At 74.5% G+C, this 25,109-nt stretch carries 26 protein-coding genes; 9 read left to right on the plus strand and 17 right to left on the minus strand.

Features of this window, described 5'->3' with window-relative positions:
- Nucleotides 1-47: 47 nt before the first annotated feature.
- Together ACFU7Z_RS10695 and ACFU7Z_RS10700 are read right to left on the minus strand one after the other, a co-directional pair.
- Complete coding sequence (locus ACFU7Z_RS10695) at nt 48-779, minus strand: MIP family channel protein (protein WP_049651042.1); 732 nt, start codon at nt 777-779, stop codon at nt 48-50.
- A gap of 231 nt (nt 780-1,010) precedes the next feature.
- Complete coding sequence (locus ACFU7Z_RS10700) at nt 1,011-1,937, minus strand: NADP-dependent oxidoreductase (RefSeq protein ID WP_074004170.1); 927 nt, start codon at nt 1,935-1,937, stop codon at nt 1,011-1,013.
- A gap of 149 nt (nt 1,938-2,086) precedes the next feature.
- Here ACFU7Z_RS10700 and ACFU7Z_RS10705 point away from each other — a divergent pair, with 149 nt between their 5' ends.
- Nucleotides 2,087-3,514 (plus strand): LuxR C-terminal-related transcriptional regulator, encoded by a 1,428-nt coding sequence (locus ACFU7Z_RS10705; protein ID WP_380777268.1) that lies wholly within the window; start codon nt 2,087-2,089, stop codon nt 3,512-3,514.
- Between the two features lie 31 nt (nt 3,515-3,545).
- Nucleotides 3,546-3,992: a protein phosphatase gene (locus ACFU7Z_RS10710; RefSeq protein WP_380777270.1), complete on the plus strand. Its 447-nt coding sequence runs from the start codon at nt 3,546-3,548 to the stop codon at nt 3,990-3,992.
- Nucleotides 3,993-4,131: 139 nt separating this feature from the next.
- Here the strand turns inward: ACFU7Z_RS10710 and ACFU7Z_RS10715 are convergent, their stop codons facing one another.
- Nucleotides 4,132-5,028, minus strand: a complete 897-nt coding sequence (locus ACFU7Z_RS10715) for an NmrA/HSCARG family protein (protein WP_380777271.1) — start codon at nt 5,026-5,028, stop codon at nt 4,132-4,134.
- A gap of 68 nt (nt 5,029-5,096) precedes the next feature.
- Here ACFU7Z_RS10715 and ACFU7Z_RS10720 point away from each other — a divergent pair, with 68 nt between their 5' ends.
- Nucleotides 5,097-5,594, plus strand: coding sequence for a MarR family winged helix-turn-helix transcriptional regulator (locus ACFU7Z_RS10720; protein WP_375874465.1), 498 nt, complete (start codon nt 5,097-5,099; stop codon nt 5,592-5,594).
- 10 nt (nt 5,595-5,604) lie between these two features.
- Here ACFU7Z_RS10720 and ACFU7Z_RS10725 read toward each other — a convergent pair whose 3' ends face one another.
- The 11 genes from ACFU7Z_RS10725 to ACFU7Z_RS10775 all read right to left on the minus strand — a co-directional run bounded on the left by ACFU7Z_RS10725 (nt 5,605) and on the right by ACFU7Z_RS10775 (nt 15,774).
- Nucleotides 5,605-6,846 (minus strand): PQQ-binding-like beta-propeller repeat protein, encoded by a 1,242-nt coding sequence (locus ACFU7Z_RS10725; protein ID WP_380777272.1) that lies wholly within the window; start codon nt 6,844-6,846, stop codon nt 5,605-5,607.
- A gap of 81 nt (nt 6,847-6,927) precedes the next feature.
- Entirely contained in the window at nt 6,928-7,926 is a 999-nt protein-coding gene (locus ACFU7Z_RS10730; RefSeq protein WP_380740970.1) for an urease accessory protein UreD, read from the minus strand.
- A complete protein-coding gene (gene ureG / locus ACFU7Z_RS10735; RefSeq protein WP_049651049.1) occupies nt 7,923-8,543 on the minus strand; it encodes an urease accessory protein UreG in 621 nt (206 codons plus the stop codon). Before ureG ends, ACFU7Z_RS10730 begins: the two co-directional genes overlap by 4 nt.
- 52 nt (nt 8,544-8,595) lie before the next feature.
- Entirely contained in the window at nt 8,596-9,330 is a 735-nt protein-coding gene (locus ACFU7Z_RS10740; protein ID WP_380777284.1) for an urease accessory protein UreF, read from the minus strand.
- 35 nt (nt 9,331-9,365) lie between these two features.
- A complete protein-coding gene (gene ureC / locus ACFU7Z_RS10745) occupies nt 9,366-11,090 on the minus strand; it encodes an urease subunit alpha (RefSeq protein WP_074004164.1) in 1,725 nt (574 codons plus the stop codon).
- The gene (locus ACFU7Z_RS10750; RefSeq protein ID WP_063780133.1) at nt 11,090-11,527 is read right to left on the minus strand and encodes an urease subunit beta; all 438 of its coding nucleotides are present in this window, start codon (nt 11,525-11,527) and stop codon (nt 11,090-11,092) included. The genes ureC and ACFU7Z_RS10750 overlap by 1 nt, the downstream gene beginning before the upstream one ends.
- 23 nt (nt 11,528-11,550) lie before the next feature.
- Nucleotides 11,551-12,456, minus strand: coding sequence for a cobalamin biosynthesis protein CbiX (locus ACFU7Z_RS10755; protein ID WP_380777273.1), 906 nt, complete (start codon nt 12,454-12,456; stop codon nt 11,551-11,553).
- A 3-nt stretch (nt 12,457-12,459) separates the two neighbouring features.
- The gene (locus ACFU7Z_RS10760) at nt 12,460-12,765 is read right to left on the minus strand and encodes an urease subunit gamma (protein WP_117490737.1); all 306 of its coding nucleotides are present in this window, start codon (nt 12,763-12,765) and stop codon (nt 12,460-12,462) included.
- Nucleotides 12,766-12,879: 114 nt separating this feature from the next.
- Nucleotides 12,880-13,818 (minus strand): urea transporter, encoded by a 939-nt coding sequence (locus ACFU7Z_RS10765; protein ID WP_241853024.1) that lies wholly within the window; start codon nt 13,816-13,818, stop codon nt 12,880-12,882.
- 264 nt (nt 13,819-14,082) lie between these two features.
- Entirely contained in the window at nt 14,083-14,913 is an 831-nt protein-coding gene (locus tag ACFU7Z_RS10770; protein WP_380777274.1) for an alpha/beta hydrolase, read from the minus strand.
- Between the two features lie 99 nt (nt 14,914-15,012).
- Nucleotides 15,013-15,774, minus strand: coding sequence for an alpha/beta fold hydrolase (locus ACFU7Z_RS10775; protein WP_049659981.1), 762 nt, complete (start codon nt 15,772-15,774; stop codon nt 15,013-15,015).
- A 122-nt stretch (nt 15,775-15,896) separates the two neighbouring features.
- On the opposite strand from ACFU7Z_RS10775, the gene ACFU7Z_RS10780 reads away from it, so the two are divergent.
- Entirely contained in the window at nt 15,897-16,430 is a 534-nt protein-coding gene (locus ACFU7Z_RS10780; RefSeq protein ID WP_380777275.1) for a SigE family RNA polymerase sigma factor, read from the plus strand.
- 8 nt (nt 16,431-16,438) lie between these two features.
- On the plus strand, nt 16,439-17,389 hold the full coding sequence (locus ACFU7Z_RS10785; protein ID WP_380740976.1) for a hypothetical protein: 951 nt from the start codon (nt 16,439-16,441) through the stop codon (nt 17,387-17,389).
- Nucleotides 17,390-17,444: 55 nt separating this feature from the next.
- Here ACFU7Z_RS10785 and ACFU7Z_RS10790 read toward each other — a convergent pair whose 3' ends face one another.
- Complete coding sequence (locus tag ACFU7Z_RS10790; RefSeq protein ID WP_380777277.1) at nt 17,445-18,665, minus strand: glycosyltransferase; 1,221 nt, start codon at nt 18,663-18,665, stop codon at nt 17,445-17,447.
- 210 nt (nt 18,666-18,875) lie between these two features.
- Between ACFU7Z_RS10790 and ACFU7Z_RS10795 the strand changes: the two genes are divergently transcribed.
- Nucleotides 18,876-19,679: a nucleotidyltransferase family protein gene (locus ACFU7Z_RS10795; protein ID WP_380777278.1), complete on the plus strand. Its 804-nt coding sequence runs from the start codon at nt 18,876-18,878 to the stop codon at nt 19,677-19,679.
- 45 nt (nt 19,680-19,724) lie between these two features.
- Here the strand turns inward: ACFU7Z_RS10795 and ACFU7Z_RS10800 are convergent, their stop codons facing one another.
- Nucleotides 19,725-20,231: a hypothetical protein gene (locus ACFU7Z_RS10800; protein WP_380777279.1), complete on the minus strand. Its 507-nt coding sequence runs from the start codon at nt 20,229-20,231 to the stop codon at nt 19,725-19,727.
- A 197-nt stretch (nt 20,232-20,428) separates the two neighbouring features.
- Between ACFU7Z_RS10800 and ACFU7Z_RS10805 the strand changes: the two genes are divergently transcribed.
- The 3 genes from ACFU7Z_RS10805 to ACFU7Z_RS10815 all read left to right on the plus strand — a co-directional run bounded on the left by ACFU7Z_RS10805 (nt 20,429) and on the right by ACFU7Z_RS10815 (nt 22,970).
- Nucleotides 20,429-21,094 (plus strand): DedA family protein, encoded by a 666-nt coding sequence (locus ACFU7Z_RS10805; protein WP_380777281.1) that lies wholly within the window; start codon nt 20,429-20,431, stop codon nt 21,092-21,094.
- Between the two features lie 77 nt (nt 21,095-21,171).
- Nucleotides 21,172-22,335 carry a sensor histidine kinase gene (locus tag ACFU7Z_RS10810; protein WP_380777283.1) on the plus strand — a complete coding sequence of 388 codons (1,164 nt, stop codon included), beginning with the start codon at nt 21,172-21,174 and terminating at the stop codon, nt 22,333-22,335.
- Nucleotides 22,326-22,970, plus strand: coding sequence for a response regulator transcription factor (locus ACFU7Z_RS10815; RefSeq protein ID WP_049654400.1), 645 nt, complete (start codon nt 22,326-22,328; stop codon nt 22,968-22,970). Before ACFU7Z_RS10810 ends, ACFU7Z_RS10815 begins: the two co-directional genes overlap by 10 nt.
- A gap of 16 nt (nt 22,971-22,986) precedes the next feature.
- On the opposite strand, the gene ACFU7Z_RS10820 is transcribed toward ACFU7Z_RS10815, so the two are convergent.
- A complete protein-coding gene (locus ACFU7Z_RS10820) occupies nt 22,987-24,813 on the minus strand; it encodes an ABC transporter ATP-binding protein (RefSeq protein ID WP_380740987.1) in 1,827 nt (608 codons plus the stop codon).
- Nucleotides 24,814-25,109 lie beyond the last annotated feature (296 nt).

Here is a 25,109-nt window from a genome sequence, read left to right on the forward strand (position 1 = left end):
GGACCGTCGGTACGGTCCCGGCCGCCGCGCCGGCTCGACGGCGGGTACTACACCCGCGCGTCCGTCGCCAGGGCCTCCGCCACCGGAAGGTTGGGCTGCGGGTGGGTCAGCAGGTGCACGCCCGCCGCCAGCGCGCCGCCGACCAGCGGGGCGAGCAGGAACAGCCACAGCTGCGACAGCGCGTCGCCGCCCGCGAACAGCGCCGGGCCGAGGCTGCGCGCCGGGTTGACCGAGGTGCCGGTGAGCGGGATGCCGACCAGGTGGACGACCACCAGCGCGAGGCCGATCGGCAGCCCGTCGAAGCCGACCGCGGCGAGCCGGTGGGTGACCGCCAGGACGACGTACACCAGCAGGAAGGTGAGGATGACCTCGGTCAGGAACGCGCCGCCGGCGTTGATGTGCATCTGGGAGCGCTCGCCCCAGCCGTTGGTGCCGAGCTTGCCGTGGGTCTCCAGCCCCGGTATCTGCTTCGCCAGCAGCAGGACGAGCCCCGCACCCGCGATGCCGCCGAGCAGCTGCGCCACCCAGTACGACACCGCCGTGCGCCCGTCGATCCGGCGGGCCAGCAGGAAGCCGAGCGTCACCGCCGGGTTGACGTGGCAGCCGGAGATCGGGCCGAGCGCGTACGCGAGCGCCAGCAGCACGAAGCCGAACGCGAACGCGATGCCCACCGGACCGATCGCCACCCCCGCGAGCACCGCCGCACCCACTGCCAGCAGCACCAGCAGCAGGGTCCCGAGGAACTCGCCGATCACCGCCCGCCTGTCCGTTCCACCCATGCGCCTGGTCCTCCTGACCGTCAGGGCAGGCGGTCCGGTGCCGCCCACGTCCGGCCAACCCTGGTCGACCGTTCGAGGGACCGCATGTCGGCCGGACGGCGTAGCGCCGTGTTTACGGCGCGTCCGCCTGCCGAATTACTCCGAACGGATGAAACCGTACGGAAATGGCGCAGCCAATGCAAAACGGAAGCAAAACGGGCAGACAGGGACAGGGCGGGCGCCGTGTGCCTGTCAGACCGTCAGCACGATCTTGCCGCGCAGGTGCCCGCCCTCACTGACCCGCTGCGCCTCGGCCGCCTCCGCCAGCGGGAACACCCGGTGCAGCGGCAGCCGCAGGGTGCCCGCCTCGTGCAGGGCCAGCGCGGCCGCGTAGGCGCTCGTGTAGTAGGGCTCGACGCCCTCGGCGCCACCGGTGAACCGGACGCCGTGCTCCTGCGCGCCCTGGATGTCGGCGATCGTCAGCACCCGGTCCGCGCCGCCCACCAGCTCGATCGACAGCGGCAGCACCCCGCGCCCGGCCGCGTCCAGCACCCGGTCCACCCCGCCCGGGGCGGCGGCCCGCACCCGCTCGGCCAGGCCCTCGCCGTACGTCACCGGGATCGCGCCGAGCTCGCGCAGGTGGTCGTGGTTCGACTCGCTCGCGGTGCCGACCACGGTGATCCCACGGGCCCGGGCGAACTGGAGCAGCACGGTGCCCACCCCGCCGGCCGCACCGTGCACCAGCAGGGTCTCGCCGGGCCGCACGCCCAGGACGGCGAGGGCGCGCTCGGACGTCTCGGCCGCCGTCGGGATCGCGGCGGCCTCCGTCCAGCCCAGGGTGGCGGGCTTGTGGGCCAGCATCGCCGCGTCCACCAGCGCCCGCTCCGCGTAGCCGCCGCCCATCAGGGCGCCGAACACCTCGTCGCCGGGGGCGAAGCCGCGCACCTCGGCGCCGACGGCCTCCACCACGCCGGACACCTCGAAGCCCGGAACGTAGGGGAAGGAGACCGGGAAGAACCCGGCCAGCTCGCCGGTGCGCAGCTTGTGGTCCAGCGGGTTGACGCCCACCGCGCGGACCGCGACCCGCACCTGGCCGGGGCCCGGGGCGGGCAGTTCGATGTCGATCGGGCGCAGCACGTCCGCGCCGCCGAACTCGGGGAAGGCGATCGCCTTGGTCATGGGAAGGTCCTTCGGTTCCAGGGGAGTTGTTGCCTCCGACGTCTTCCATCCTGCGACCGGGGCAACGGCGGCCCAGCCAGTCCTTCGGACGGTTCGACCTGTCCGAACGGCCAGGCGGGCCCGGCGGCGCCCGAACTAGGCTGGACCGCATGGACACCACTGAGCCGCCCGGAACCGCCACGGGCACGGGCGGGACGGGCACGCGCACGCGCACGGACGTGACGCACACGGACGGGACGCACACGGACGGGACCTGGCGCGACCGCTGGGGCCGCCCCGAGGACGCGCTCGCACGGGCCGTCGAGGTGCTGCGCGCTCCCCGGCCGGACCTCCTGCTGCGCCTGTCCGACGTGCTCGGCACCCTCGTCCCGCACACGGCGCTCGCGCAGCTCAGCGGCGTCTGCACGTTCAACCCCTCCCACAGCTACGGCCCGCCCGAACTCACCGCCGCCATCAGCACGCTGGACCTGTCCCGGCTGGCCGAACAGGCGGCCGCGACCACCTCCGCCGGCCGCCCCTGGCAGGGCGAGTCCGAACTCGCCGGACAATCCCGGCCGGTCGTCGTCGTCACGACCACGCCGGGCAACGACAGCGGCGCCGTCCTCGTCCTCGTCCGGGCGGGCACCGAACCGGTCGCCCCCGGGGCACTCGCCGTCCTGCAACAGCTGTGGGACCTGGTCATCGCCCACTCCGACCACCGCGCCACCGACGCCGCCCCCACCCAGACCGCCGCCTCCCGCGCCTCCGCCAACGCCCGCGCCCGCGCCATCGCCGAGTTCACCGGCACCCACAGCGCCGCGCTCACCGCGATCCTGGCCCCGCTGCGCTCGACCGGCCTGGACGACGCCACCGCCCGCCGCAACGCCACCGAACTGGCCGTCACCGCCCTGCTCGACCTGCGCCAGGGCGCCGAACTCGACCGCACCCTCAGCGAGGAACCCGCCGACGCCGCCTTCGCCCGACTCGTCCGCGAACTGCGCCCGCTGCTGCGGCACACCCGGGTCCACCTCGACGTCGCACCCCCGCCGGAAGCCGACCGCTCCGTCCCGGCGGACGCCGCCCACACCGCCCGCGACGCCGTCCGGGTGGCCGTCCTGCTGATGCTGGAACAGGAGAAGCCGACCCGGCTGCACGTCAGCTGGCAGCTCACCGCCGACGGCCAACTGCGCGCCGTCGTACGCGGCGACGGCCTCGGCCTGCTCACCGCCGACGCCCTCACCGTCCACCGCACCGCCGACCGCATCACCGCCCTCGGCGGACGCCACGGCGTCGAAGCCGTCCCCGGCTGGGGCACCACCGTGACCGTCGACCTCCCGCTCGCCCTGCCCGAACCCGTCCTCGCCACCGACCCCCTCGACGGCCTCCAACCGCGCGAACTCGAGGTCCTCGACCAGCTCGCGCGGGGCCGCCGCAATCGGGACATCGCGGCGGCGCTCCACATCAGCGAGTCGACGGTGAAGTTCCACGTCGCCAACATCCTCGCCAAACTCGACGTCTCCTCCCGCGGCGAAGCCGCCGCCCTGGCCCACCGCGCCGGACTGCCCCGCGGCCCGGTCGGACTGCACGCGGCATCCTGAACACCCCTCCCCCACCTGAGGAATAGCCGACATGACCGACCCCACCACCCCGGGCCCGACCACCTGGGACCCGACCACCCCCGGGCTCCTGCGCCTGCCCTCCGGCCGCCTCCTGCGCGGCCGCGGCCTCGGCAAGCCCCTGCCACCCGGCCCCCGACCCGACTTCGGCCTCTACCTGTTGGGCCGCCCGCCACACGTCGACTGGCCCAGCCGCTGGGTACGCTGGCCCGACTTCCGCCTCCCCACCGACCGCACGGACGCCACCGACGCCTTCCGCGAAGCCTGGGAACGCTCCGCCACCCAACGTGTCGAACTCGCCTGCGCCGGCGGCCGGGGCCGCACAGGCACCGCACTCGCCTGCATCGCCGTCCTGGACGGCGTCCCGGCCGCCGACGCAGTGGCGTACGTGCGGGAGCACTACAGCCGGCACGCCGTCGAAACACCGTGGCAGCGCAAGTTCGTGGAGCGGCTGGCCTAGGTCGGATGGGTAGCGTTCCAAGGATCTCGACCGCCAATCAGGTCACGGGCGGAACCGTCAACGGCGACGTGTACCAGGCTGGAACGATCAACCTGATCAAGGTCTCAGCACCCAAGGTCACTGCGGGCGCCTGAAGCCCTCAGAGGTGCCAGGTGCGGGCCGCTGCCCAGGTCTCCAGGGGTTGCCAGTCGATGGTGGGGTGTTCGGCGTGCAGGGCGGCGGTGTCGATGGTGAGGCCGGGGGCCTGGAAGTAGCGGAACATCGTGGCGAGGTCCTCAGAGTGGGCCGCCACGACCGAGAGCGGCACCTGTTCGAAGCGGATGGGGCGGCCGCTGGCGGCGCTGATCGCGGCGGCGATCTGCTCGCCGGTGCGCCACTGGGAGGCGATGTCGATGCGGCGGCCCGCGTAGGCGTCAGGCCCGGCCAGGACGTGGGCGGCGAAGGTGCCGATGGTGTCGGCGGCGATCACGGGGAGTGGGACGCCGGGGGGCATGGGGAGGTGGAAGACGCCGTCGCGGAGGGACTGGAGGGTCCAGTCGTTGGCGTAGTTCTCCATGAAGGCGGCCGGGCCGAGGACGGTCCAGGGCAGGCCGAGGCCGGCCAGGTGCTGTTCGATGCGGTGCTTGCTGTCGAAGTGCGGGATGCCGGTGGAGCGGTCGGCGTTCGCGGCCGAGGTGAAGACGACGTGCCGGACGCTTCCGACTGCCCGGGCGGCGTCCAGCAGGGCGGTGGCCTGGCGGACTTCGACACCGAGGTCGGTGCCGAACGGGGTGGACATCGCGAACAGTGCGCCGGTGCCGTCGAGGGCGGTGGCGAGCGAGGCCGGGTCGTCGAAGTCGGCGCGGGCCGGTTCGGCGCCGAGTGCGGCGAGCTGGGTGGCGGCGGGCGAGCCGGGGTTCCGAGTGAGGGCGCGGACGGGGCGGCCGGCGCGGAGGAGGGCGCGGGCGGTGGCGCCGCCCTGGGCGCCGGTGGCGCCGGTGACGGCGACGGGGAGGAGGCGGGCACGGGGGGCTGCGGACTCAGTTATCTGCGTCATGCAGACAACATAGAGAAAGATCTCTGCATGGCGCAAACAATTATCGGGCAGCCGGTTACCCTTCCCCCATGACGACGACCCGCGACGAACTGATGGCCCGGCTATGGCCGGTCTCGCGCCGCTACCTGGCCTCGTACGTGCTGTTCAACCAGGCCGTCGCCGACCACCTGGGCATGCACCCGACCGACGTCCAGTGCCTCAACCTGCTCACCCTGGAGGACGGGCCGGTCACCACCGGCCGGATCGCCGAGCTCACCGGGCTGACCAGCGGCTCGGCCACCCGGCTGGTCGACCGCCTGGAGAAGGCCGGGCTGGTCGCCCGGCAGCGGGACCAGGCCGACCGCCGCCGGGTGCTGGTCGCGGTCCTCCCCGAGGCGCTGGAGCGCTTCGGGGAGGTGTGGCGCGAGCTGTCCACCGACTGGGCGGCCGTCTTCGCCGAGGACAGCGAAGCCGAACTCGCCTTCCTCCTGCGGCACATGAACCGCACCGTCGAGCTCAGCCACCGCCAGGTCGCCCGCCTGGCGGCCATGGAACCGGGCGAGCTGGGCGGGACGGGCCGCTCCTGAACCCGCCCGGTCAGGCCGACGGCGGCGACGGCAGGGCGCCCAGCGCGAGAACGCCGCCCGGGCCGCCCCGGTAGACGGTCCCACCGGCGGCGGCCAGCGAGATCCGGCCGACCTCCTCCGAATCGTCCTGCCAGCGCATCCCGCCCGTCGACGGGTCGAACGCCCACAGCCGGCCGTCCCCCGACCAGGCGTAGACGCCGTCCTCGGTGGCGACCATGGCAGGGGTCCCGCCCTTCCGACCGGCGAAGGTGTTGGCCTTCCAGACCCAGTCGCCGGTCGTCGTGTCCAACCCGAACAGACGGTCCCCGCCGCCCATGTAGACGGTCCGACCGGCGGCCGACAGGGGGCAGCTCAGCTCCCCGTGCTGGACGGACGCCCAGAGCTGCGCGCCGGTCGCCGGGTCCAGTGCGCCGACGATCGTGGAGGCCATCGTCTCCGGGGGCGAGGAGACCAGCAGGGCGTCCCGGTGGACGGTCAGTGGGCCGCTGACGACGAGGTCGCGCTCCCAGAGGCGCTCGCCGGTGCGGGCGTCCAGCGCCAGGAGCCCCCTCGGCCTCCCCACCGCGTACACGGTGCCGCCGCCGAGGGCCAGAGCGGCCGAGGCGCCCGCCGGGCCGGTCCAGCGCGGCTCGCCGGTGGCCAGGTCGTAGCAGCGCACCGAGCTTCCGTACACCGCGAACACGCTGCCGCCGCCGACGGCGGGGCCTTGCCGCCACCCGCCCTCGGACCAGTCGGGCAGGGCGGCCTCCCAGCGCTGCTCCCCCGACGCCGCGTCCAGGACCCGCAGACGGGTGTCGGTGGCCACGCACACCACGCCGTCCCCGGCGGCCGGCGGCCAGCCGCCCGGGGCAGCGGCGGCGTCGGGTGTGCTGACCGTACGGCTCCAGCGGACCTCACCGGTACGCGGGTCGAGGGCGCGCACGCAGCCGTCGAAGCCGGAGGCGTAGAGGCCCTGTCGGCGGTCGGCGGACAGCACGAGCCGCCCGCTCGCGGCGGTCGTCCGCCAGAGTCGCGGGCCGTGGGAGCTCTTTCGGCGGGCCCACTCGTTGACGCCGGCGGCGGCCGCGAGGGCGCCCAGGGCGGCGGCGCCCGTCAGCAGCCGCCGGCGGTTGACCAGGCGCCGGGCCGGTGGCGTCGGAACACCGTCCGGCGCGGCTTCCCGCACGTCCTCCGGTACCGCATCGGGCGCCACGTCCGGCGCCGTCTCGCGCGCCTCGTCCGGCACGGCGTCCCGTCTCGCATCGTCGTTCACGCCAGACAGGACCGCGCACCCGGCCCCGGGGTTGCGCCGGATCCGGAAGAAGATCACGACCGGCGGCGCCGGCCGACGGCCCTACGTCTTCCGCAGCTCCGGCGCCGGCACCCCGATCAGCAGCCGCCGGACCGCGTCCCAGGCCGCGCGCAGGGCGGCGGCGCAGGCCCGGGTGTCGGAGCCGAGCAGTCGCAGCCAGGCACCGCTGTCCTGCGGCAGCACGCTGACCCCGTAGAGCAGTTCGCCGTACTCCTGGCCGCAGCCGGCCACCGCCTCGTGCAGGACGTCCGCGATCCGGGCCGCCGGGGCGAGCGGGCTGAGGACGTACAGGCTGGACATCACGTCGTGCCCGGCCAGCACCGCCGGCCCGGTGACCCCGACACCCCTGCCACCCCCTCCGCCTCCGCCTCCACCCGGCGAGGGCTCCAGCCGCACGGTGTCCAGTGCCACCAATTCACCACCTGGGCGCCGCACTTCGAGGTCCGAGGCGAACACCCGGTAGGCGTTGCGCTCGCCCCGGGCGAGGCGGCCGGCCAGGACGGTCTCGCCGGCCAGCACGGTCGCGTCCGGGTCGACGGTGAGGACGGTCCGCTGGTAGAGGCGCGAGTCGACGAAGGGGATCACCGGCTCGGGCAGGTACTCGACGTAGGCGCGCGGCCCGGCCGTCAGGTTGACCAGTTGCGTCGCGTAGTCGTGCTCCATCCGGTAGACCTTGGTGGCGGCCTGGGTGGTCAGGTGGACCGCCGTGTCGGCGCCGCAGTGCAGGTCGGTGCGGAGCCGGTCGGCCTGGAGGATGCCGCCGCCGGTGGACATCAGGAAGGTGACCGCGAGGTCGGGGCGGGCCGGGTCGAAGTAGAGCGGGCGCATGATCTGCAGCGGCGACTTCTGGTAGTGGCCGGTGAGTTCGGTGCGTCCGCCGACCCGTTCGAAGGCCAGCTCCAGCAGCCCGACCTTGCCGGGACGTCCGACCGCGAGGGTGTCGGGCGTCCCGGCGTGGCGGCGGACCTCGTACGGGACGCGGGCCGGCTCGTAGTGCCGGGGGTCGAGCCGGGGCACCGCCGCAGCCGGGGAGGCTGTCACGCCGGGACCTTGCGGAAGGTCTCCAGGAAGGTCGCGATCTCCTCCAGCCCCTCCCCCGTCAGGCAGTTGGTGAGCACCACCGGTCCGCCCTCGCGCACCCGGTGGGCGTCGGACTCCATCACCCCGAGGTCGGCGCGGACGTACTGGGCGATGTCGATCTTGTTGATGACCAGCAGGTCCGACTCGGTGATGCCCGGGCCGCGCTTGCGGGGCATCTTCTCGCCCTCGGCGGTGTCGAGGACGAAGAGGAAGAGGTCGACCAGCACCGGGCTGAAGGTCAGCGTGAGGTTGTCGCCGCCGGACTCGTACAGCAGGGTGTCGACGTCCGGGAAGCGTTCCAGCATCTCGGCGCCGGCCGCGAGGTTCATCGTCGGGTCGTCCCGTACGGCGGTGTGCGGGCAGGCGCCGGTCTCCACGCCGACGACCCGCTCGGGGTCCAGCATCCCGGCCAGGGTGCGCCGCACGTGCTGGGCGTCCTCCTGGGTGTAGATGTCGTTGGTGATGACCGCCGGGCGGTGGCCGCGGGCGATCAGCACCGGGACGAGCGCCTCGATCAGCGCCGTCTTGCCGGATCCCACCGGTCCGCCGATGCCCACGCGGAGCACGTTCTCGGTCAACTCTCCTCCTTCTGTCGGTCGTTCTTCTGTGGCGCACGTTCGCATCGGGCGGTCAGCTCATGAACAGCCGGGCCTCCGCCCGCTCGTGCCGCCCGGACATGGCGTCCGCGACCGGCACGCAGCCGCCGAGGTCCGCCAAGTCCCGTTCCAGGGCGGCGGATACGACCTCCCGGATCACCGGGGAGGCCGCCCGCAGCACCACCTGCGCCTTGCGGTGGTCGGTCAGCCGGAGCCTCAGCGCCGCGCCGACGAAGCTGGTGCAGAACGCGAACAGGTCGCTGGTGGCGGCCTGTTGGACCGGGACGCCGGCCGAGGCGTACGCCACCCCGGCCGCCACCGCCTGGCAGCCGGGGGCCCGCTTCTCCGCGACCAGCGCGGCGTACCGCTCCAGCGGCTCGCCGCCCACCGACTCCCGGGCGATGTCCAGGAGTTGGCGACCGGTCCGGGTGGCGGCCAGGCGCAGCTCGCGGTTGAGCCTGGTGGCGTGCAGCCGCTGGTCGGTCTCGGCGAGCAGCTCCCAGTCGCCCGCCGTGGCCGCCCGGTGGGCCAGGACCAGGGCCGTGGCGTCGGACGGCCCGACGCCGTGCCGCAGCAGGTCGGCGAGCAGCCCGGGCAGGGTGTCCGGGGTGACGGCCTTGGCCTGGGCGTAGCCCTCCAGCCCGTGCGAGAGGGTGTAGAAGCCGCTGGGGAAGGCCGAGTCGGTCAGCTGGAGGCAGACCAGCAGGGCGTCCAGGCCGCCCATGGCGTCCGGATCCCCCAGGCCGTCCACAGCGTCCAGGCCGCCCATGGCATCCAGGCCCGGCCGCGTCTCGGTGACGGGGCTCACGCGAGGTAGAACAGGTGGTTGAGCGGCAGCTCGCGGGCCGGTTCGATGGTGGCGGGCTCGCCGTCCAGGGTGACCTTGTACGTCTCCGGGTCGACCGCGATCTTCGGCAGCGCGTCGTTGCGCACCATGTGCTGCTTGCCGACCGTACGGCACCGCCGCACCGGCAGCACCCGGCTCTCCAGGCCGAGTTGGGCCGGAACCCCGAGGTCGACGGCGGCCTGCGACATGAAGGACACCCGGGTGGCCTGCTTCGCCCGCCCGTACTGGCCGAACATCGGGCGGTAGTAGACCGGTTGGGGGGTGGGCAGCGAGGCGTTCGGGTCGCCCATCAGCGCCCAGTTGATCACGCCGCCCTTGATGACCATCTTCGGCTTGGCGGCGAAGGAGTTGATCGGCCAGAGCACGATGTCGGCGAGCTTGCCGGGCTCCAGCGAGCCGATGTGGTCGGCGGTGCCGGAGGCGACGGCGGGGTTGATGGTGAGCTTGGCGAGGTAGCGCAGGACGCGGGCGTTGTCGTTGCGCTCGCTGTCGCCGGCCAGCTTGCCGCGCTGGTCCTTGCAGTGGTGGGCGGTCTGGAAGGCGCGGGTGAAGGACTCGCCGATCCGGCCCATCGCCTGCGAGTCGGAGGAGAAGATCGAGATGACGCCCTCGTCGTGCAGCACGGTCTCGGCGGCGATGGTCTCGGCGCGGACCCGGGAGTCGGCGAAGGAGACGTCCTCGGGGATGTTGTGGCTGAGGTGGTGGCAGACCATCACCATGTCCAGCAGCTCGTCCACCGAGTTGACGGTGTAGGGCAGCGTCGGGTTGGTGGAGGACGGCAGCACGTTGGGCTCGCCGGCGATCCGCATGATGTCGGGGGCGTGGCCGCCGCCCGCGCCCTCGGTGTGGAAGGTGTGGATGGTGCGGCCGTCGATCGCGGACAGGGTGTCCTCGAAGTAGCCGGACTCGTTGAGGGTGTCGGTGTGGATGGCCACCTGCACGTCGTACTCGTCGGCGACGCTCAGCGCGCTGTCGATCGCGGCCGGGGTGCTGCCCCAGTCCTCGTGCACCTTGAGGCCGCACACGCCCGCCTCGACCTGCTCGCGCAGCGCGCCGGGCAGCGAGCCGTTGCCCTTGCCCAGCAGGCCGACGTTGACCGGCAGGTCCTCGACGGCCTGGTACATCCGGTGGATGTTCCACGGGCCGGGGGTGCAGGTGGTGCCGTTGGTGCCGTCGGACGGGCCGGTGCCGCCGCCGATCAGGGTGGTGATGCCGTTGCTCAGCGCCTCCTGCACCTGCTGCGGGGCGATGAAGTGGATGTGGGTGTCGATGCCGCCGGCGGTGGCGATCAGGTGCTCGCCGGAGATCACCTCGGTGCCGGGGCCGATCACCAGCCGCGGGTGCACGCCGCTCTGGGTGTGCGGGTTGCCCGCCTTGCCGACCGCGACGATCAGGCCGTCCTTGACGCCGATGTCGCCCTTGACCACGCCGAGCACCGCGTCCATGACGACCACGTTGGTGATGACCAGGTCGAGGGCGCCCTGGAGGGAGGTCGCGGCCGGGTCCTGGGCCATCCCGTCGCGGATGCCCTTGCCGCCGCCGTAGACGGCCTCGTCGCCGTAGTGGCCCTGGTTGAAGTCCTGTTCGACCTCGACCAGGAGGTTGGTGTCGGCGAGGTGGAAGCGGTCGCCGACGGTGGGGCCGAAGAGGTCGGTGTACTGCCTGCGGGAGAGGATGGCCATCAGCGGTCGCCTTCCGGGTGGGTCTCCGTGTGGAAGTCCCGGGGCCGGTCTTCCTTGTGGTCGAGGTTGGTGCCCTTGAAGCCGAGGGCGATGGCCCGGTCGACGGCGCGGGCGCGGGTGGCGGGGGCGGTGATGCCGCCGTCCACGAGGTTGGCGAAGCCGACCAGGCGGCGGTGGCCGCCGAACTCGGCGAGCGTGACGTCCTTGGTGTCGCCCGGCTCGAACCGGACGGCGGTGCCGGCCGGGATGTCCAGGTGTTTGCCGAAGGCGGCGTTGCGGTCGAAGTCGAGGGCGCGGTTGGCCTCGAAGAAGTGGTAGTGGGATCCGACCTGGATCGCCCGGTCACCGGTGTTGCTGACCGTGACGGTGGCCTTGGCGCGGCCGGCGTTGATCTCCACCGGGTCGTCGCCGTACAGGTACGCGGCGCCACCAGACATGGCTGGCCTTCCTCTCTGCCGGGTCAGTGGGGGGTGTGTGCGGGTTCGTGGGTATGGCTGGGGTGGTGCGGGTGGGGAGCATCGCCGTGCTGGTGCCCGCCCGACGCATGGTTGTGCTGGTGCCCGCCCGGCGCGTGGCCGTGCTGGTGCCCGCCCGGCCCGTGGCTGTGACCGTGGCTCTGCTCCCCCGGCCCGTGGCTGTGCGCGTAGCCGTGCCCGTGCTCGGCGTCGAGGCCGGCCAGGATGCCGTCCTCCCCGTGCCCGAGCAGGTGCAGCGCCGCCGCCGTCCGGGCCGCGACCACCCCGGCGACGGCGGACGGCCGCAGCAGCGGGCCGCCGTCCCGTACGCCGGGCAGCGCGGTGCGCAGGGCCGGTCCGAAGGAGGCCGGAACGGCCGTCACCTCGCGGGCGCCGAGCAGCCGGCAGCGTTCGGCGCCGTCGGCCGGGTCCGGGTCGCCGCCGTCGAAGGCGACCTCGACCCACCGGTGCCGCCCGTACTGGCGGGCGAGGCGGGCGATCCGGAACAGTTCGGCGTCCTCGAAGGGGCCGGCCGCCGGGGCGGTGACCAGCACCGCGCCGTCGGGGGCGGGGCCGGCGGCGGCGCGCAGCCAGCCGATCAGGTGGTCGGCGGCGCCGAAGGGCGCGGTCAGGGCGAGCCGTCCGCGGCCCTCCGCGGCGGCCAGCCAGCGCAGCGCCCGGGCGGTGTCGGCGACGAGCTTCGGGTCGCGGCCGAGCGTCATCGGTACGACGCACACCGGCCCGTCCTCCGCCGCGGCGAGCGCGGACCGGACGGCCTCGGTGAGCGGACGGCCCGCGGGGGCCGCGGCGTGCACGGTGGACTCGCGGGCCGCCAGCGCCGCGAGGTCCCGGCCGCCGTCGCTCTCGTGGCCGCCGACCAGAACCACGGTGGCGGCATGGGACCGGGTCATCACTCAGGCACCCACCGGGTCGTGGCAGGAGACCAGCTTGGTCCCGTCCACGAACGCCGCCTCGACCTGGAGCAGCGGGAGCATCTCGCGCACGCCCGGCATGACGTCCTCGCCGCCGACGACCTGCTTGCCGATCTCCATGCACTCGGCGACGGTGCGGCCGTCCCGGGCACCCTCCATGATCGCCTCGCTGATCAGCGCGCAGGCCTCGCTGTAGTTCAGCTTGACGCCGCGGTCCCGGCGTTTGCGGGCCAGATCGGCGACGACGTAGATGTACAGCTTGTCGATCTCACGCGGCGAGAGATTCACGGGTATCACTCTTCCTTTCCGAGAATCCGATGGAATGCAGAAAGATGCTCAAGGGGCTTCGGTGAGCCCGGGGTTACTCGACATCAGATGAATTCGGCGGCGCCGGACGCGGAATCAAGTCCGGCGCAGGCGGGGGACGGCCGGCACCGCCGCCAGGAACAGCAGTGTGGTCAGGACGAACGGCCAGGTGAAGGCGTGACCGCCGAAGGGCGCGGAGGCCGCGCCGAGCGCCGGCGTGAGCACGGTCGCGCCGGCCGCACCGACCAGGGCGTACGCCGCGCTCCAGGCGTCGGGCGCCAGGAACACCCCGCACAGCGCGAGGGCGACCAGGACGCCGCTGTACCCGAGCAGGCCCTGCCCGACCGCCTCGCCGGGGGCGCCGAACACCCAGGCCGTGAGCAGCCCGGTGGCGCTCCCCGCGCAGGCCATCAGGCCCGCGAGCCGGCTCGCCGCGAACAGCCCGGCGAGGAACAGCAGTCCGACGTACCACTGCGGCATGAAGAAGATCTGACCGATGTTCGCGAAGAAGCCGTGCCAGAGCTGGTCCCAGCTCAGCCCGGTCGGCCCGGCGGCCGGGACGGGCAGCGCGGCGGGTGCGCCCGCGCCCTGCCACAGCCGCCGGAAGCCGGGGGCGGCCGCCGTGACGGCCGTCGCGACCAGGCAGAACGGCGCGGTCAGCGCGGGCAGCCGCCAGGTGGCGAGCAGCGCCCCGAGCCCCGCCGTGACCACCACGGCGACGGCGGACCCGAGGGCCGCCACCGCGACCGTCGCCGGGTGCCCGGCACCCAGGAAGACCGCGCAACTCAGCGCCACCAGGCAGCCGTTGTACCCGTGCAGCCCCGCCCCGACGGTCTCCCGGTCGAGCCCGAGCCCGTACGCGACGGCGGTGGAGACGGCGCTGCCGAGCAGTCCGTAGAGGCCGTACCGCCAGTCGGCGGCGAACAGTGCGGCCACGAAGAAGAGTCCGCAGACGACGGACGGCATGAAATCGACCTGCGCGACGCCGCGCAGGACCTCCGCGACCACCCTGGCGGATATCGGACGAGTCGCCACCGAGGCGCTCTCCCCACCCTGTTGCAAACCCATGCTGCGCACCAATTTTCCGGTACGGCCGGCCTGCCTGAATGTCGGCCCCGGCGATTCCTCCGGAACCGTACTCCTATGGTTTGCGAAGTCCAGGGGGTACGGGGTGTTATGCCAAATCCACGAAGGGTGACCATCGGGCCGCTGAGCTGCAACAATCTGTTGAAGTCACGGTCCGTCGGGTTCGTTGCAGGGAGAAATCCTTTGCGAAGTTTTACTGACGGTTGGCATCGGCTATGCCGGGGCCGCGCTCGCTCCCGCCCGGATCAGATGCCGCGCCAGGAACCGTTCCGACGACTCCAGTTCGGGCTCCGGCACCTCCAGGTGGCCCCCGGGGTTGGCGTGCAGCGTCTTCTCCCGCGAACCCAGCGCGCCGAACAGCGCCAGCGCCCCCTCGCGCGGGACCAGCGCGTCGTCCCACTGGAGGAGGAACTCCACCGGCACGCCGACCCGCCCCGCCGCCTCCGTCTGCGACGCGTGCCCCGTCAGCCCGAACACCGCGACGGCGACGCGCGGTTCGGCCGCCGCCAGCGGGATGCCGATCGCGCTCCCCAGCGACAACCCCCAGTACCCGACCGGCCCGAGGCCCTCCGCGTGTCCGGGGTCCTCCACCCGACCGGGGCGCTCCGTCTGTCCGGGGCCCTCAGCCCGACCGGGGCGCTCCGCCTCGCCGCTCAGCGCGTCCAGCACCGCCACCCACTCCGGCACCGCCCGCTCCGCGAGCGCCGCCGTGTGCCGCGCCACCCAGGCGCTGACCGGCCGGCCCGCCGCGATCAACTCCCAGATCTCGGTGGCGAACCGCTCGTCCTGGGCGCTGCGCGTCCGCTCCCCGTGCCCCGGCGCGTCCAGCGCCACCGCCGCGAACCCGTGCCGCCGCACGAACCGCCGGGCCCGGTCCACCAGTCCCGGACCCAGCTTGTGCTGGCCGCCACCGTGCCCCAGCAGCACCAACGGCCGCCCGCCGAGGGTCGATCCGTCCGGCTGCCAGAGCACTCCGGGCGCGCCGTCGAGGGTGAAGTGGCGCTGCGTCACGCCGTCCGCGCTGGATTCCGTGGTGAAGTGCACCCCGTCATCATGGCTCCCGACACACGTTCGGGTCCGGCCTTTCCCTCGACGGGCTGCCCCGCGACGGGCTCACCGCCGTCGCCACCGCACGGCTCGCCGCTACCGCGCGGCCGGGCCGTCCTCGTGGAGGAAGGCGAGCAGCAGGGCGGTGGTCTCGGCCGGGCGCTCCAGGCTGGGGAGGTGGCCGGCCCAGGGGAGCTCCTGGTGGCGGGCGTCGGGGAGGAGGGCGGGGAGGGCGGCGGCGATGTCCCGGAAGTCCGGGAAGTCGTGGGCGCCGGACACGGCCAGGGTGGGGGCGGTGATCCGGCCGAGGTCGACGTCCTCGCGGTCGGAGCCGACCGTCGCCGTCATCTGGACGTCGAAGGCGTGGCGCTGCATCCGGCGGACGTGCGCGCGGGTCCGCTCGTCGGCCTCCGGGCCGAGCCAGGACTCGACGTTCAGCTCGACGGCCTCGTCGATCCGCCCGGCCTCGATCAGCTCGTCCTCGCGCCCGCCGAAGGCGCGCAGGGTGTCGCTGGGCTGGTGTCCGGGCATGCCCGCGCCGAGCAGGGCCAGCCTGGTGACCGCCTCGGGGCGCAGCGCGGCCGCCGTCAGGGCGATCCGGCCGCCGTAGGAGGCGCCGACCAGGGCGGCGGTCCCGATGCCCAGGTGGTCGAGCAGGGCCAGGACGTCCCCGGCGTCGCTGTACGGGGCGTCCGCGAGCGGCGTGTCGCCGAAGCCGCGGAAGTCGCAGCGGACCACCCGGTGTCCGGCGTCGACCAGCGGCTGCCACTGCGCGTCCCACATCCGCCGGTCGCACACCGAGGAGTGCAGCAGCACCACGGCGGGCCCACTGCCCGCTACGTCATGAGAAATGATCATTCGGCGGATCGTAGTGTCCCCGCCGCCGTTCCCCAAGCGATGTGAAGCCGCCGCGGCCGCGGGTAAGCGCTTTCGACCGCCCCCGGGCTCTGGACGGGTGAAGGAGGTGCTCGGAGGTGCTCATGGGAGAAGCGAAAGACGATCGGGACGACGGGTTCCAGGCGTTCATCGTCACGGTCTGGCCGCGCCTGGTACGGACGGCGTACCTGCTGGCCGGCGAGCAGTACGCGGCCGAGGACCTGGTGCAGTCGGCCGCCGAGAAGGCCTGCGCGGCCTGGTCGAAGGTACGCCGGGCCGACGATCCGTACGCCTATGTGCGGCGGATCCTGGTCAACCAGCACGCCCGCCGCTGGCGCCGCCGGGCGCCGGAGATGCTGGTGGACGCGGTGCCGGACGCGGCGGGGGTGGAGGACGGCTACGCCCGCTCCGACCAGCGCGGGGCCCTGCTGGCCGCGCTGGCCACCCTGCCGCCGCGTCAGCGCGAGGCGGTGGTGCTGCGGCACTGGGAGGACCTGAGCGACAGCCAGACGGCGGCCGCCATGGGGTGCTCGGTGGGCGCGGTGCGCAGCCACGCGGCGAAGGGCATCGCGCGGCTGCGGCAGGTCACGGCACTGGTGGGACTCAAGGACACGACGCACATCGGAGGAGCGGCATGAGGGGCGGCATGGACCGGGAACCGGACGGGGTGGGCGGGGACGACGGCACGGACCTGTGGGTGGGGCTCGGCCTCGCCGAGGCGGCGGCCGGCGCGCGGATCGGCCCGGCGCCGGTGACGGACATCCTGGCGGGGGGCCGACGGCTGCGGCACCGCCGCCGTACGGTGGTCGGCGCGGCGGCGCTGGCCGCCGCGGTGGCGCTGACCGGCGGGGCGCTGGCGCAGCTGCGCCCGGGCCCGGCGCCCGCCCACGGGATCGGTCCGGCCGGCGTCGGCGCCGCGCCCGCGCCCACGCTCACGGTGGCGAACACCCCCGGGCTGGGCACCCCCCTCCCGCCGAACGGGACCGCCCCGGCCTTCCGCAACCCGCTGACCCCGGTCCGGGTGCTGCTCGGCCAGGGCCTGACCCCGGACGGCAAGCAGTGGCAGCTGTGGGAGGCGCTGTGGCCGGAGGCCCCCCGGGAGCGGGCGTTCGAGCAGGCGACGGCGGTGTGGGAGGAGCGCAGCAGGTACGACTCGGAGATCTCCAAGCCGACGGAGGAGTACGTCCAGCGGTACTGGCAGCCGGACTGCGACGTCACCAACGTCTACTTCACGGTGGACGGGGTGCGGCTCAGCCATGACTCCGACGGCGCCCAGGCGGCCCCGGGCAAGGTCGACCCGCGCAACCGGACCGTCTTCGGCGGCGGCCTGGTCGGCCACCGGGGCAAGGGCGACACCGTGGCCCCGCTGGACGTGGTGCTGCTCTCGATCGGACCGGACGTCGGCCGGGTGGTGGTGACCTGGGCGGACGGCAGCACCACGGAGCCGACGCCCGTCACCGTGGCCGACTCCCCGATCCGCGAGCTGGTGGTGGCCCGCCCGGGGACGATGCGGGCGAAGTCCTGGCAGTTCTTCGACAAGGACGGCAACAAGCTCCCGGACGCCGGTGCCAAGTACCTCACCGAACCGGCCTCCTGAGCCCGGGGCAGGCGCGGGACGTCGGCCGGGCCGACTTCCCGCGCCCCTGTCTCCCTCAGCCGAGCAGCAGCTTCGCGGCGGCCGTCGCACCGTCCGTGCGGACCCGGGCCGAGAGGGCGGCGGCGCGCTCCCGGGTGGCGGGCGCGAGGGCCCGGCGCAGGGCGGCGGTGAGGGACACGGTGGTCGGGGTCGGGCCGTCGTGGGCGGCGCCGATGCCCAACTCCGCCACCCGCGCGGCCCAGTACGGCTGGTCCACCATCTGCGGGACCAGCACCTGGGGCACCCCGGCCCGGGCGGCCGTGGTGGTGGTGCCCGCGCCGCCGTGGTGGACGACGGCGGCCACCTTCGGGAACAGCGCCTGCTGGTTGACCTCGCCGACCGCGAAGCAGTCCTCGGCCCCGTCCACCTCCGCCAGTCGGGCCCAGCTGCGGCCGAGCAGCACCCGGCGGCCCTGCGCCCGGACCGCCTCGACGGCGACCCGGGCGGCGCCCGCCGGGTCGCGCAGCGGCATGCTGCCGAAGCCGACGTACACCGGCGCCTCGCCGGCCGCCAGGAAGTCCGACAGGTCGGCGGGCAGCGGGCGTTCGTCCGGCAGGATCCACGCGCCGGTCTGCACCGCCTCGGGCCAGGACGGGTCCGCCTCCGCGGGCCGCGGCCACGGGTCGAGCAGCGGGTCGGTGGCCAACCACGGCCGGCCGGTGAGGACGTGGTCCCGGACGTTGTCGGCCTCGGGCAGTCCGACCGCCGCCCGGCGGGAGTTGACCGCGTCGCCGAACAGCGCGTTCATCGTCCCGATGTTGAGCTCCCACAGCTCCCGGGGGTCGGTCGCCTCCGGCGGGTAGGGCAGCATCGGGTACTCGAACGGCCGGTGGTGCGGGGAGGGCAGCACGGTCGGCTGGAGGGCCACGTACACGAAGCGGGCGCCCAGCTGCTCGGCCGCCGCCTGTGCGCCGGCCGCCGCCGGGAACAGCCCGGTGGCCAGCACCGCGCCGCCCGGCTCGGCCGCCCCGAGCACCGCCGCGTGGAACTGCTCGACCAGCCGGGCGGCGCGCGCGGGCAGCTCCCCGGGCTTCGGCGGCGGCCCGCTGACCAGCGCGCGCACCGACTGACCGACCGGCACCGGCTCGACTCCGGCCTCGGCCAGCCGCCCCGAGAACTCCTCGTCCGGCGGCGCGCAGACCCGCACCTCGGCGCCGAGTTCCCTCAGCCGCACCGCCAGCGCGGCCATCGGCTCGACGTCCCCGCGCGACCCGTACGTCGACAACACCACTCGCACTTCGTGACTCCCCGTTTCGCGGATCTGCTTCCGTGCTTCGCGGACCTGCGTCCTCGAAGCGGTGATTCTGCGTCACCACCGGGGCCTTGCGGCAAGGCCCCCCGTGCGCTGTACGTTGAGAGTGGCGAGGAGTGGGTACGCCTCCGCGGACGCCACCACCGCATCCGAAATTCCCGGGCGGACACCGCTTCTCCTGCCAGAATCTCCTTCATGCGCGCGATCATCGAGGACATGGCCGGTCAACTCGCCCGTGTGCCGGGCGTGGTGGGAGTGATGCTCGGCGGGAGCCGGGCGCGGGGCGAGGAGCGGCCGGAGTCGGACTGGGACCTCGGGGTGTACTACCGGGGCGGCCCCGACCTCGACGCGCTGCGGGCGCTCGCCGGGCCGGAGACCGAGGTGGCCGGCCCGGGCGGCTGGGGCCCGTGGGTCAACGGCGGGGCGTGGCTGCGGGTCGACGGCGTCGCCGTGGACTGGATCCTGCGGGACCTCGACCGGGTCGGACGGGTGTGGGCGGACTGCCGCGCGGGCCGCTACGAGGTGGGGACGCAGGCCGGCCACCCGCTCGGCTTCTGGTCGCCCTGCTACCCGGGCGAGGTCGCCCTCGGGCAGCCGTTGGCCGACCCCACCGGGGAGTTGACGCGGCTCAAGCGGCAGACCGCCGACTACCCGGAACCACTGCGCGGGGCCCTCACCGCGGCCACCTGGGAGGCCGGCTTCCTGCTCGACACCGCCGCGAAGAGCGCCGTCCGCGCCGACGCCCTGCACGTCTCGCTCTGCCTGTCGCACGCCGTCGGCATCCTGGTCCAGGCCCTGTTCGCCCACCACCGCCGCTGGTGCCTGAACGAGAAGGGCGCGCTGGCCGCCGCCGGTCGACTGCCGGACGCCCCACCGTACTTCGGCAGGCGCGCGCACGGCCTGCTCGCCGAGCCCGGCGGGTCGGCGGCGGAGCTGACGGCCACCGTCGCCCGGGCGCGGGAGCTGACCAGGGAGACCGTGGCCGCACTGAACCGCTGAGCCGCCGAACGACTGATCGCCAGCCGCCCGGCGGGCGAGGCGCGTTCAGCCCCGGTGCCAGGAGGTGGCGTTCCGGTGGTCGGGCGCCGACGCCACCTCGACGGCCGCCGCCCTCATCTCCCGCTCCCAGTCCCGCGTCACCTCGACCGGCCACGTGTCGACGCAGCCCGGGCAGCAGACCTGGTCGACCAGCTCCGCGAGCCGCCGCTCCGCCCCGGTCGTGCGCTCGTCGATCCGGGACCAGAGCGCGGCGACGGCCTCAGCCGGCGTGATCTCCCCGGACACCAGCCGGGCCGCCGTGTGGTGCAGGAGGCTGCGCTGGACGAAGCCGTCGTCCGGCACCGGCAGGCCCAGCTCCGCCATCGCCTGCCACAGCAGCTCCGTCAGCTCGACCGGGGGCTCGCCCCGGCCCGGCCGCCCCGCGAGGTCGCACAGCGCGGGCGAGTCCCCGCCGATGCCCGCCGCCAGCAGCCCGGCGGCGGCCATCGGCAGGTCCTCGGGGAAGACCAGTCCGGCGGAATACTGCCAGGCCAGGGTGAATGCGTCGTCCATGGCGCCATCCTGACAAGGCGGCCACGCCAGCCGCCACCGGATTCTCCGCCCCTGCGGAAAACCACAGGGTGCGGCGGTACGGAAAACCACAGGGCGTCCGCCGGAAACCCGCATACCGGCGCTGACCTGCGGTTCCTAGCGTGGAGGGCAGAGCCGGGCGCACCAGGCGCCGGCACCGCGACCACCCTGGAGCCCGCATGCCGCACATCGTCCTCGCCATCGCCCAGCAGCCCGCCGACGGCTTCGCCGGCTGGGCGGCCGACCTGGTCGACACCCTGGGCGGCCCCGGGGCCGGCCTGGCGATCGCGCTGGAGAACCTGTTCCCCCCGCTGCCCAGCGAGGTGATCCTGCCGCTGACGGGCTTCGCCGCCGGGCAGGGCGTGATCAGCCTCGCCTCCGCGCTGACCTGGACGACCCTCGGCTCGGTCGCCGGGGCCGTCGTCCTCTACTGGCTGGGCGCCCTGTTCGGCCGGGAGCGGATGCACGCGATCTGGGCCCGGCTGCCGCTGGTCAAGGCCTCCGACCTGGAGCGCACCGAGGCCTGGTTCGCCCGGCACGGGACGAAGGCGGTGCTGCTGGGCCGGATGGTGCCGATCTTCCGCAGCCTGATCTCCGTTCCGGCCGGGGTCGAGCGGATGCCGCTGCCCGCGTTCGTCATGCTGACCACGATCGGCAGCCTGGTGTGGAACAGCGTGCTGGTGATGGCCGGGTTCCTGCTCGGGGACCGCTGGGACACGGTGGAGACGTACGTCGGCCTCTTCTCCAAGGCGGTCCTGGTGGTGGTCGCGGTGGCCGTGGCCGGGTACGTCGTGATGCGCTGGCGCGGGCGCAACAGCGCCGCCCAGCACCGCCGCGCCCGGTGACCGGCCCGGCCGGACCCACCGGCCCCGAAGGCCCCACCGCCCCCGCAGGCCCGGCCCGCCCCGTAAGCTCGGACCCCGTGCAGGGGGATGCAGCGGACACCACGTCATGGCCGCGCCGGGCCACCGGAGTTCTGCTCGGCTGCCCGAGCGCCGCGCTCTCCGCGCTGTACCTCCTCCTCGCGGCCTTCGTCCTCGGCCCGTTCCTGCTCTGGCCGCGCACCCGCCCGTACGCGGTGCCGGGCCTGCTGTCCGGGGTGCGCCGGCTGGCCGCCCTGGAGCGGGCCCGGCGCAGCGCCTTCTTCGGCGACCGCTTCCCCCACCAGTACCGGGCGGACGACCGCCGGGTGCTGCGCTACCTGGCGGTGCGCAGCGGCGGCGGGCTGGTCGCCGGGGTGGTGCTGGGGCTGCTGGGCTTCGGGCTGGCGCTGGCCGTCCTGCTGGTCGGCGGGGTGCTGCGCGGCTCGCTGGGCTGGGAGGAGCTGGCGACCCAGGTGCTGCTCGGCGGGGTGCTGCTCTTCCTGGCCGTGCAGGACCTGTTCTCGCTGGCCGCGCTGGACGCCCGGACCGCCCGGGAGTGCTTCGGGCCGTCCGAGGCCGAGCTGCTGCGCCGCCGGATCACCGAACTCGCCGACAGCCGGGCCGCGGTGGTGCAGGCCGTGGACGCCGAGCGGCGGCGGATCGAGCGGGATCTGCACGACGGCGTGCAGCAGCGGGTGGTCGCGTTGGCGATGCTGATCGGCCGGGCGCGGCGCGGCCTGGACCGCCACCAGGACCCGGAGCGGACGGAGGCGCTGCTGCAGCAGGCGCACCGGGAGGCGCAGGGCGTGCTGACCGAGCTGCGCGAGGTGGCCTGGCGGGCGTACCCGTCGGCGCTGGACACCCTGGGCCTGGAGGAGGCGCTGGGCGGGGTGGCCGAGCGGTGCGCCGTCCCGCTGCGGCTCCGCTACGAGGTGGCCGGCCCGCTGCCCGAACCCGTCCGGACCGCCGCCTACTTCGTGGTGTCGGAGTGCGTCACCAACGCGGCCAAGCACTCCGCCGCCTCGGCGGTCTCGGCCCTGGTCGAGCGGACCGCCGGCGTGCTCACCGTACGGGTCGAGGACGACGGCACCGGCGGCGCGGACCCGGCGGGCAGCGGCCTGACCGGCCTGCGCGGGCGGGTCGCCGCGCTGGACGGTACCGTCCACGTCCACAGCCCCGCCGGGGGCCCGACCGTCATCACCGCGGAGCTGCCATGCGCGTGACCCTCGCCGAGGACTCGACCCTGCTGCGGGAGGGCCTGGTCCGGCTGCTCGCCGAGGAGGGGCACGAGGTGCTGGCCGCGGTCGGCGACGCGGCGGCGCTGACGGCGGCGGTGGCGGAACGGCCGCCGGACGTCGTGGTGGTGGACATCCGGATGCCGCCGACCCACACCGACGAGGGGCTGCGGGCGGCGGTGGAGATCCGCGAGCGCTGGCCGGAGGTGGGCGTGCTGGTGCTCTCCCAGCACATCGAACGCGGGTACGCGGCCCGGCTGCTGGACGCGGGCGCGGAGCGGGTCGGCTACCTGCTGAAGGACCGGGTGGCGGAGGTCGACGAGTTCCTGGACGCCCTGGTGCGGGTCGCGGCGGGCGGCGCGGTGATCGACCCGGAGGTGGTGCGCCAACTGGTGGTGCGCACCACCCGCACCGACCCGCTGGCCCGGCTCACCCCGCGTGAGCGCAGCGTCCTGGAGGCGCTCGCCCAGGGCTGGACCAACGCCGCCATCGCGCAGCGGCTGCACGTCTCGATGAGCGCGGTGGAGAAGAACCTCAACGCCGTCTTCGACAAGCTGGACCTGCCCCGCACCACCGACTACAACCGCCGCATCCTGGCCGTCCTGCACTACCTCGGCGCGTAGCCTCCGCGCCGTCGGCTCAGGGCTTCCGCGGCTCCCGGCCGCGCAACGCGTCGACCGGGCTGGCGTCCGGGCGGCTGTCCGGACCGGCGGCCGGCCCGGCGGTGTCCGGCGGCCGGAGGGTGAGGACGCGGTCGGCGAGGGGCAGCAGCGCCCGGTCGTGGGTGATCAGGACGGTGGTGCGCCCGGTCATCAGGCGGCGCAGCGCGGGGACGAACTGCTCGACGGTGTGCGGGTCCAGCCCGGTGGTGGGTTCGTCCAGGACCAGCACGGGGGTGTCCCGCAGGAAGGCGCGGGCGATGGCGACGCGCTGGCTCTGGCCGCCGGAGAGCTGGAAGCCGTCGGCGCCGATCACCGTGCGGTAGCCGTCCGGGAGCGCGGTGACGAAGTCGTGGGCGCCGGCGTTGCGGGCGGCGCGTTCGATGGCGGCGGGCGGGGCGTCGGGGCGGCCGTAGGCGATGTTGTCGGCGATGGTCGCGCGGAACAGCGGGGCCTGCTGGGGCAGCAGGGTGACGGCCTGGCGCAGCGAGGCGAGGGTGAGGTCGCGCAGGTCCTGGCCGTCGAGGCGGACGGTGCCGGCCTGCGGGTCGAGGAAGCGGACGAGGAGCTTGGCGAGGGTGGACTTGCCGCTGCCGCTGGGCCCGACGAGGGCCAGGGTCTCGCCGGGGAGCAGGTCGAGGTCCAGGTCTGTGAGGACGGGCGGCCCGGGGGTCCCGGTGGCGCCGGGGTAGCCGGCCCGGACGCCCTGGAGGGTGACCCGGCCCTGGACCGGGCCGGTGTCGCGGGCGGTGGGGCGTTCGCGCACGGGGCTGGTGAGGTCGTGCAGTTCCAGCACGCGTTCGCCCGAGGCGCAGGCCGTGCCGGCCAGCGGGACGAGGGCGGCGAGCTGCTGGGCGGGCTCGAACAGCTGGGCCATGAAGGCGGCGAAGGCGAGCAGGCCGCCGAGGCTGAGCTGCCCGTGGATGACCTCCAGCGCGCCGACGCCCACCACCGTGAGCCCGGCCAGCAGTTGCAGCACGCCGAGGAAGGGCTGGTAGAGGTCGGCGACCCGGGCGGCGGAGAGTTCGGCGTCGAGCAGAGCCTTTCCCTCCCGGTGGACCCGTTCGACCTCGCGGTTCTCCTGGCCGCAGGTCCGGGTGACGGTGGCGTTGCGCAGGGACTCCTCCAGCAGCGCGGTGACGCCGCCCGCGCGGCGCTGGACCTGCCGTTCCCGGCGCCGGATGCGGCGCCCGAACAGGCTGGTGGAGAGGACGAACAGCGGGGCGGCCAGCAGCGCGGCCACGGTGAGCGGCCAGCTCAGGTAGAAGGCGGCTCCGGTGAACAGCAGCAGGCTGACCGCGGCCACGGCGCCCTCGACCAGTCCGGTGGCCACCATCTGCTCGATCTCGGCGATGTCGAAGGTGAGCCGTGCCACCAGGTCGCCGCGCCAGCGGGTCTCCAGGGTGTCGGGCGGCAGGGTGTGCAGGTGGGCGAGGGTGTCGGTGCGCAGCCGCAGCATGTAGCGCTCGGCGGTCCTGGTGCTGGTGTAGGTGCCGCCGTAGGTGAACAGCGCGGCGGCCACGGACGCGCCGAGCATGAGGGCGGCGAGCAGCCAGAAGTCGGCGAAGTGCCGGGGCACCAGGACGTCGTCGATCAGGTCCTTGAACAGCCAGACGGAGACGACCTCGCCGAAGGCGCCGAGGACGAGCAGGACCGCGCTCACCGGGAGCCAGCGCACGTCGGGGCGCACCCACGGCCAGAACCGGCGCATCAGCTCCCGCAGCGGGACGACGGGCGGGTCCGTCACCGGCCCCGGGTCGTCGTCGTCCCGCGCCGCCCGGTCGCCCGGGGGCGTCACTTCGCGCATGGCCACGACCCGTTGCTCTCGGAGACGTCGTTCCGGTGTCCGGAAACGACCTTTCGGGGTCCGGATCCGCCGTTTCCGAGGTGGGGACCCGTCATCCGGGGCCCCGTCGTCCGGGCCCCGTCGTCCGGGACGCGTCACCCTCCGCGTGGCGGCGGTGCCGGCCCCAGGGTGAGGGGCCGGCGGTGGTTCCGCCCGCCCCAGTGATTGCGCGAGTCGGGCCTGTTGTGCGCCGGCCAAGCCGAAAACACCGTCACCACAAGCCCCAAACGCGACCGGGGTTTACACCACGGTTGCGG

Source organism: Kitasatospora sp. NPDC057518 (assembly GCF_042802075.1).
Taxonomy (GTDB): Bacteria; Actinomycetota; Actinomycetes; order Streptomycetales; family Streptomycetaceae; genus Kitasatospora.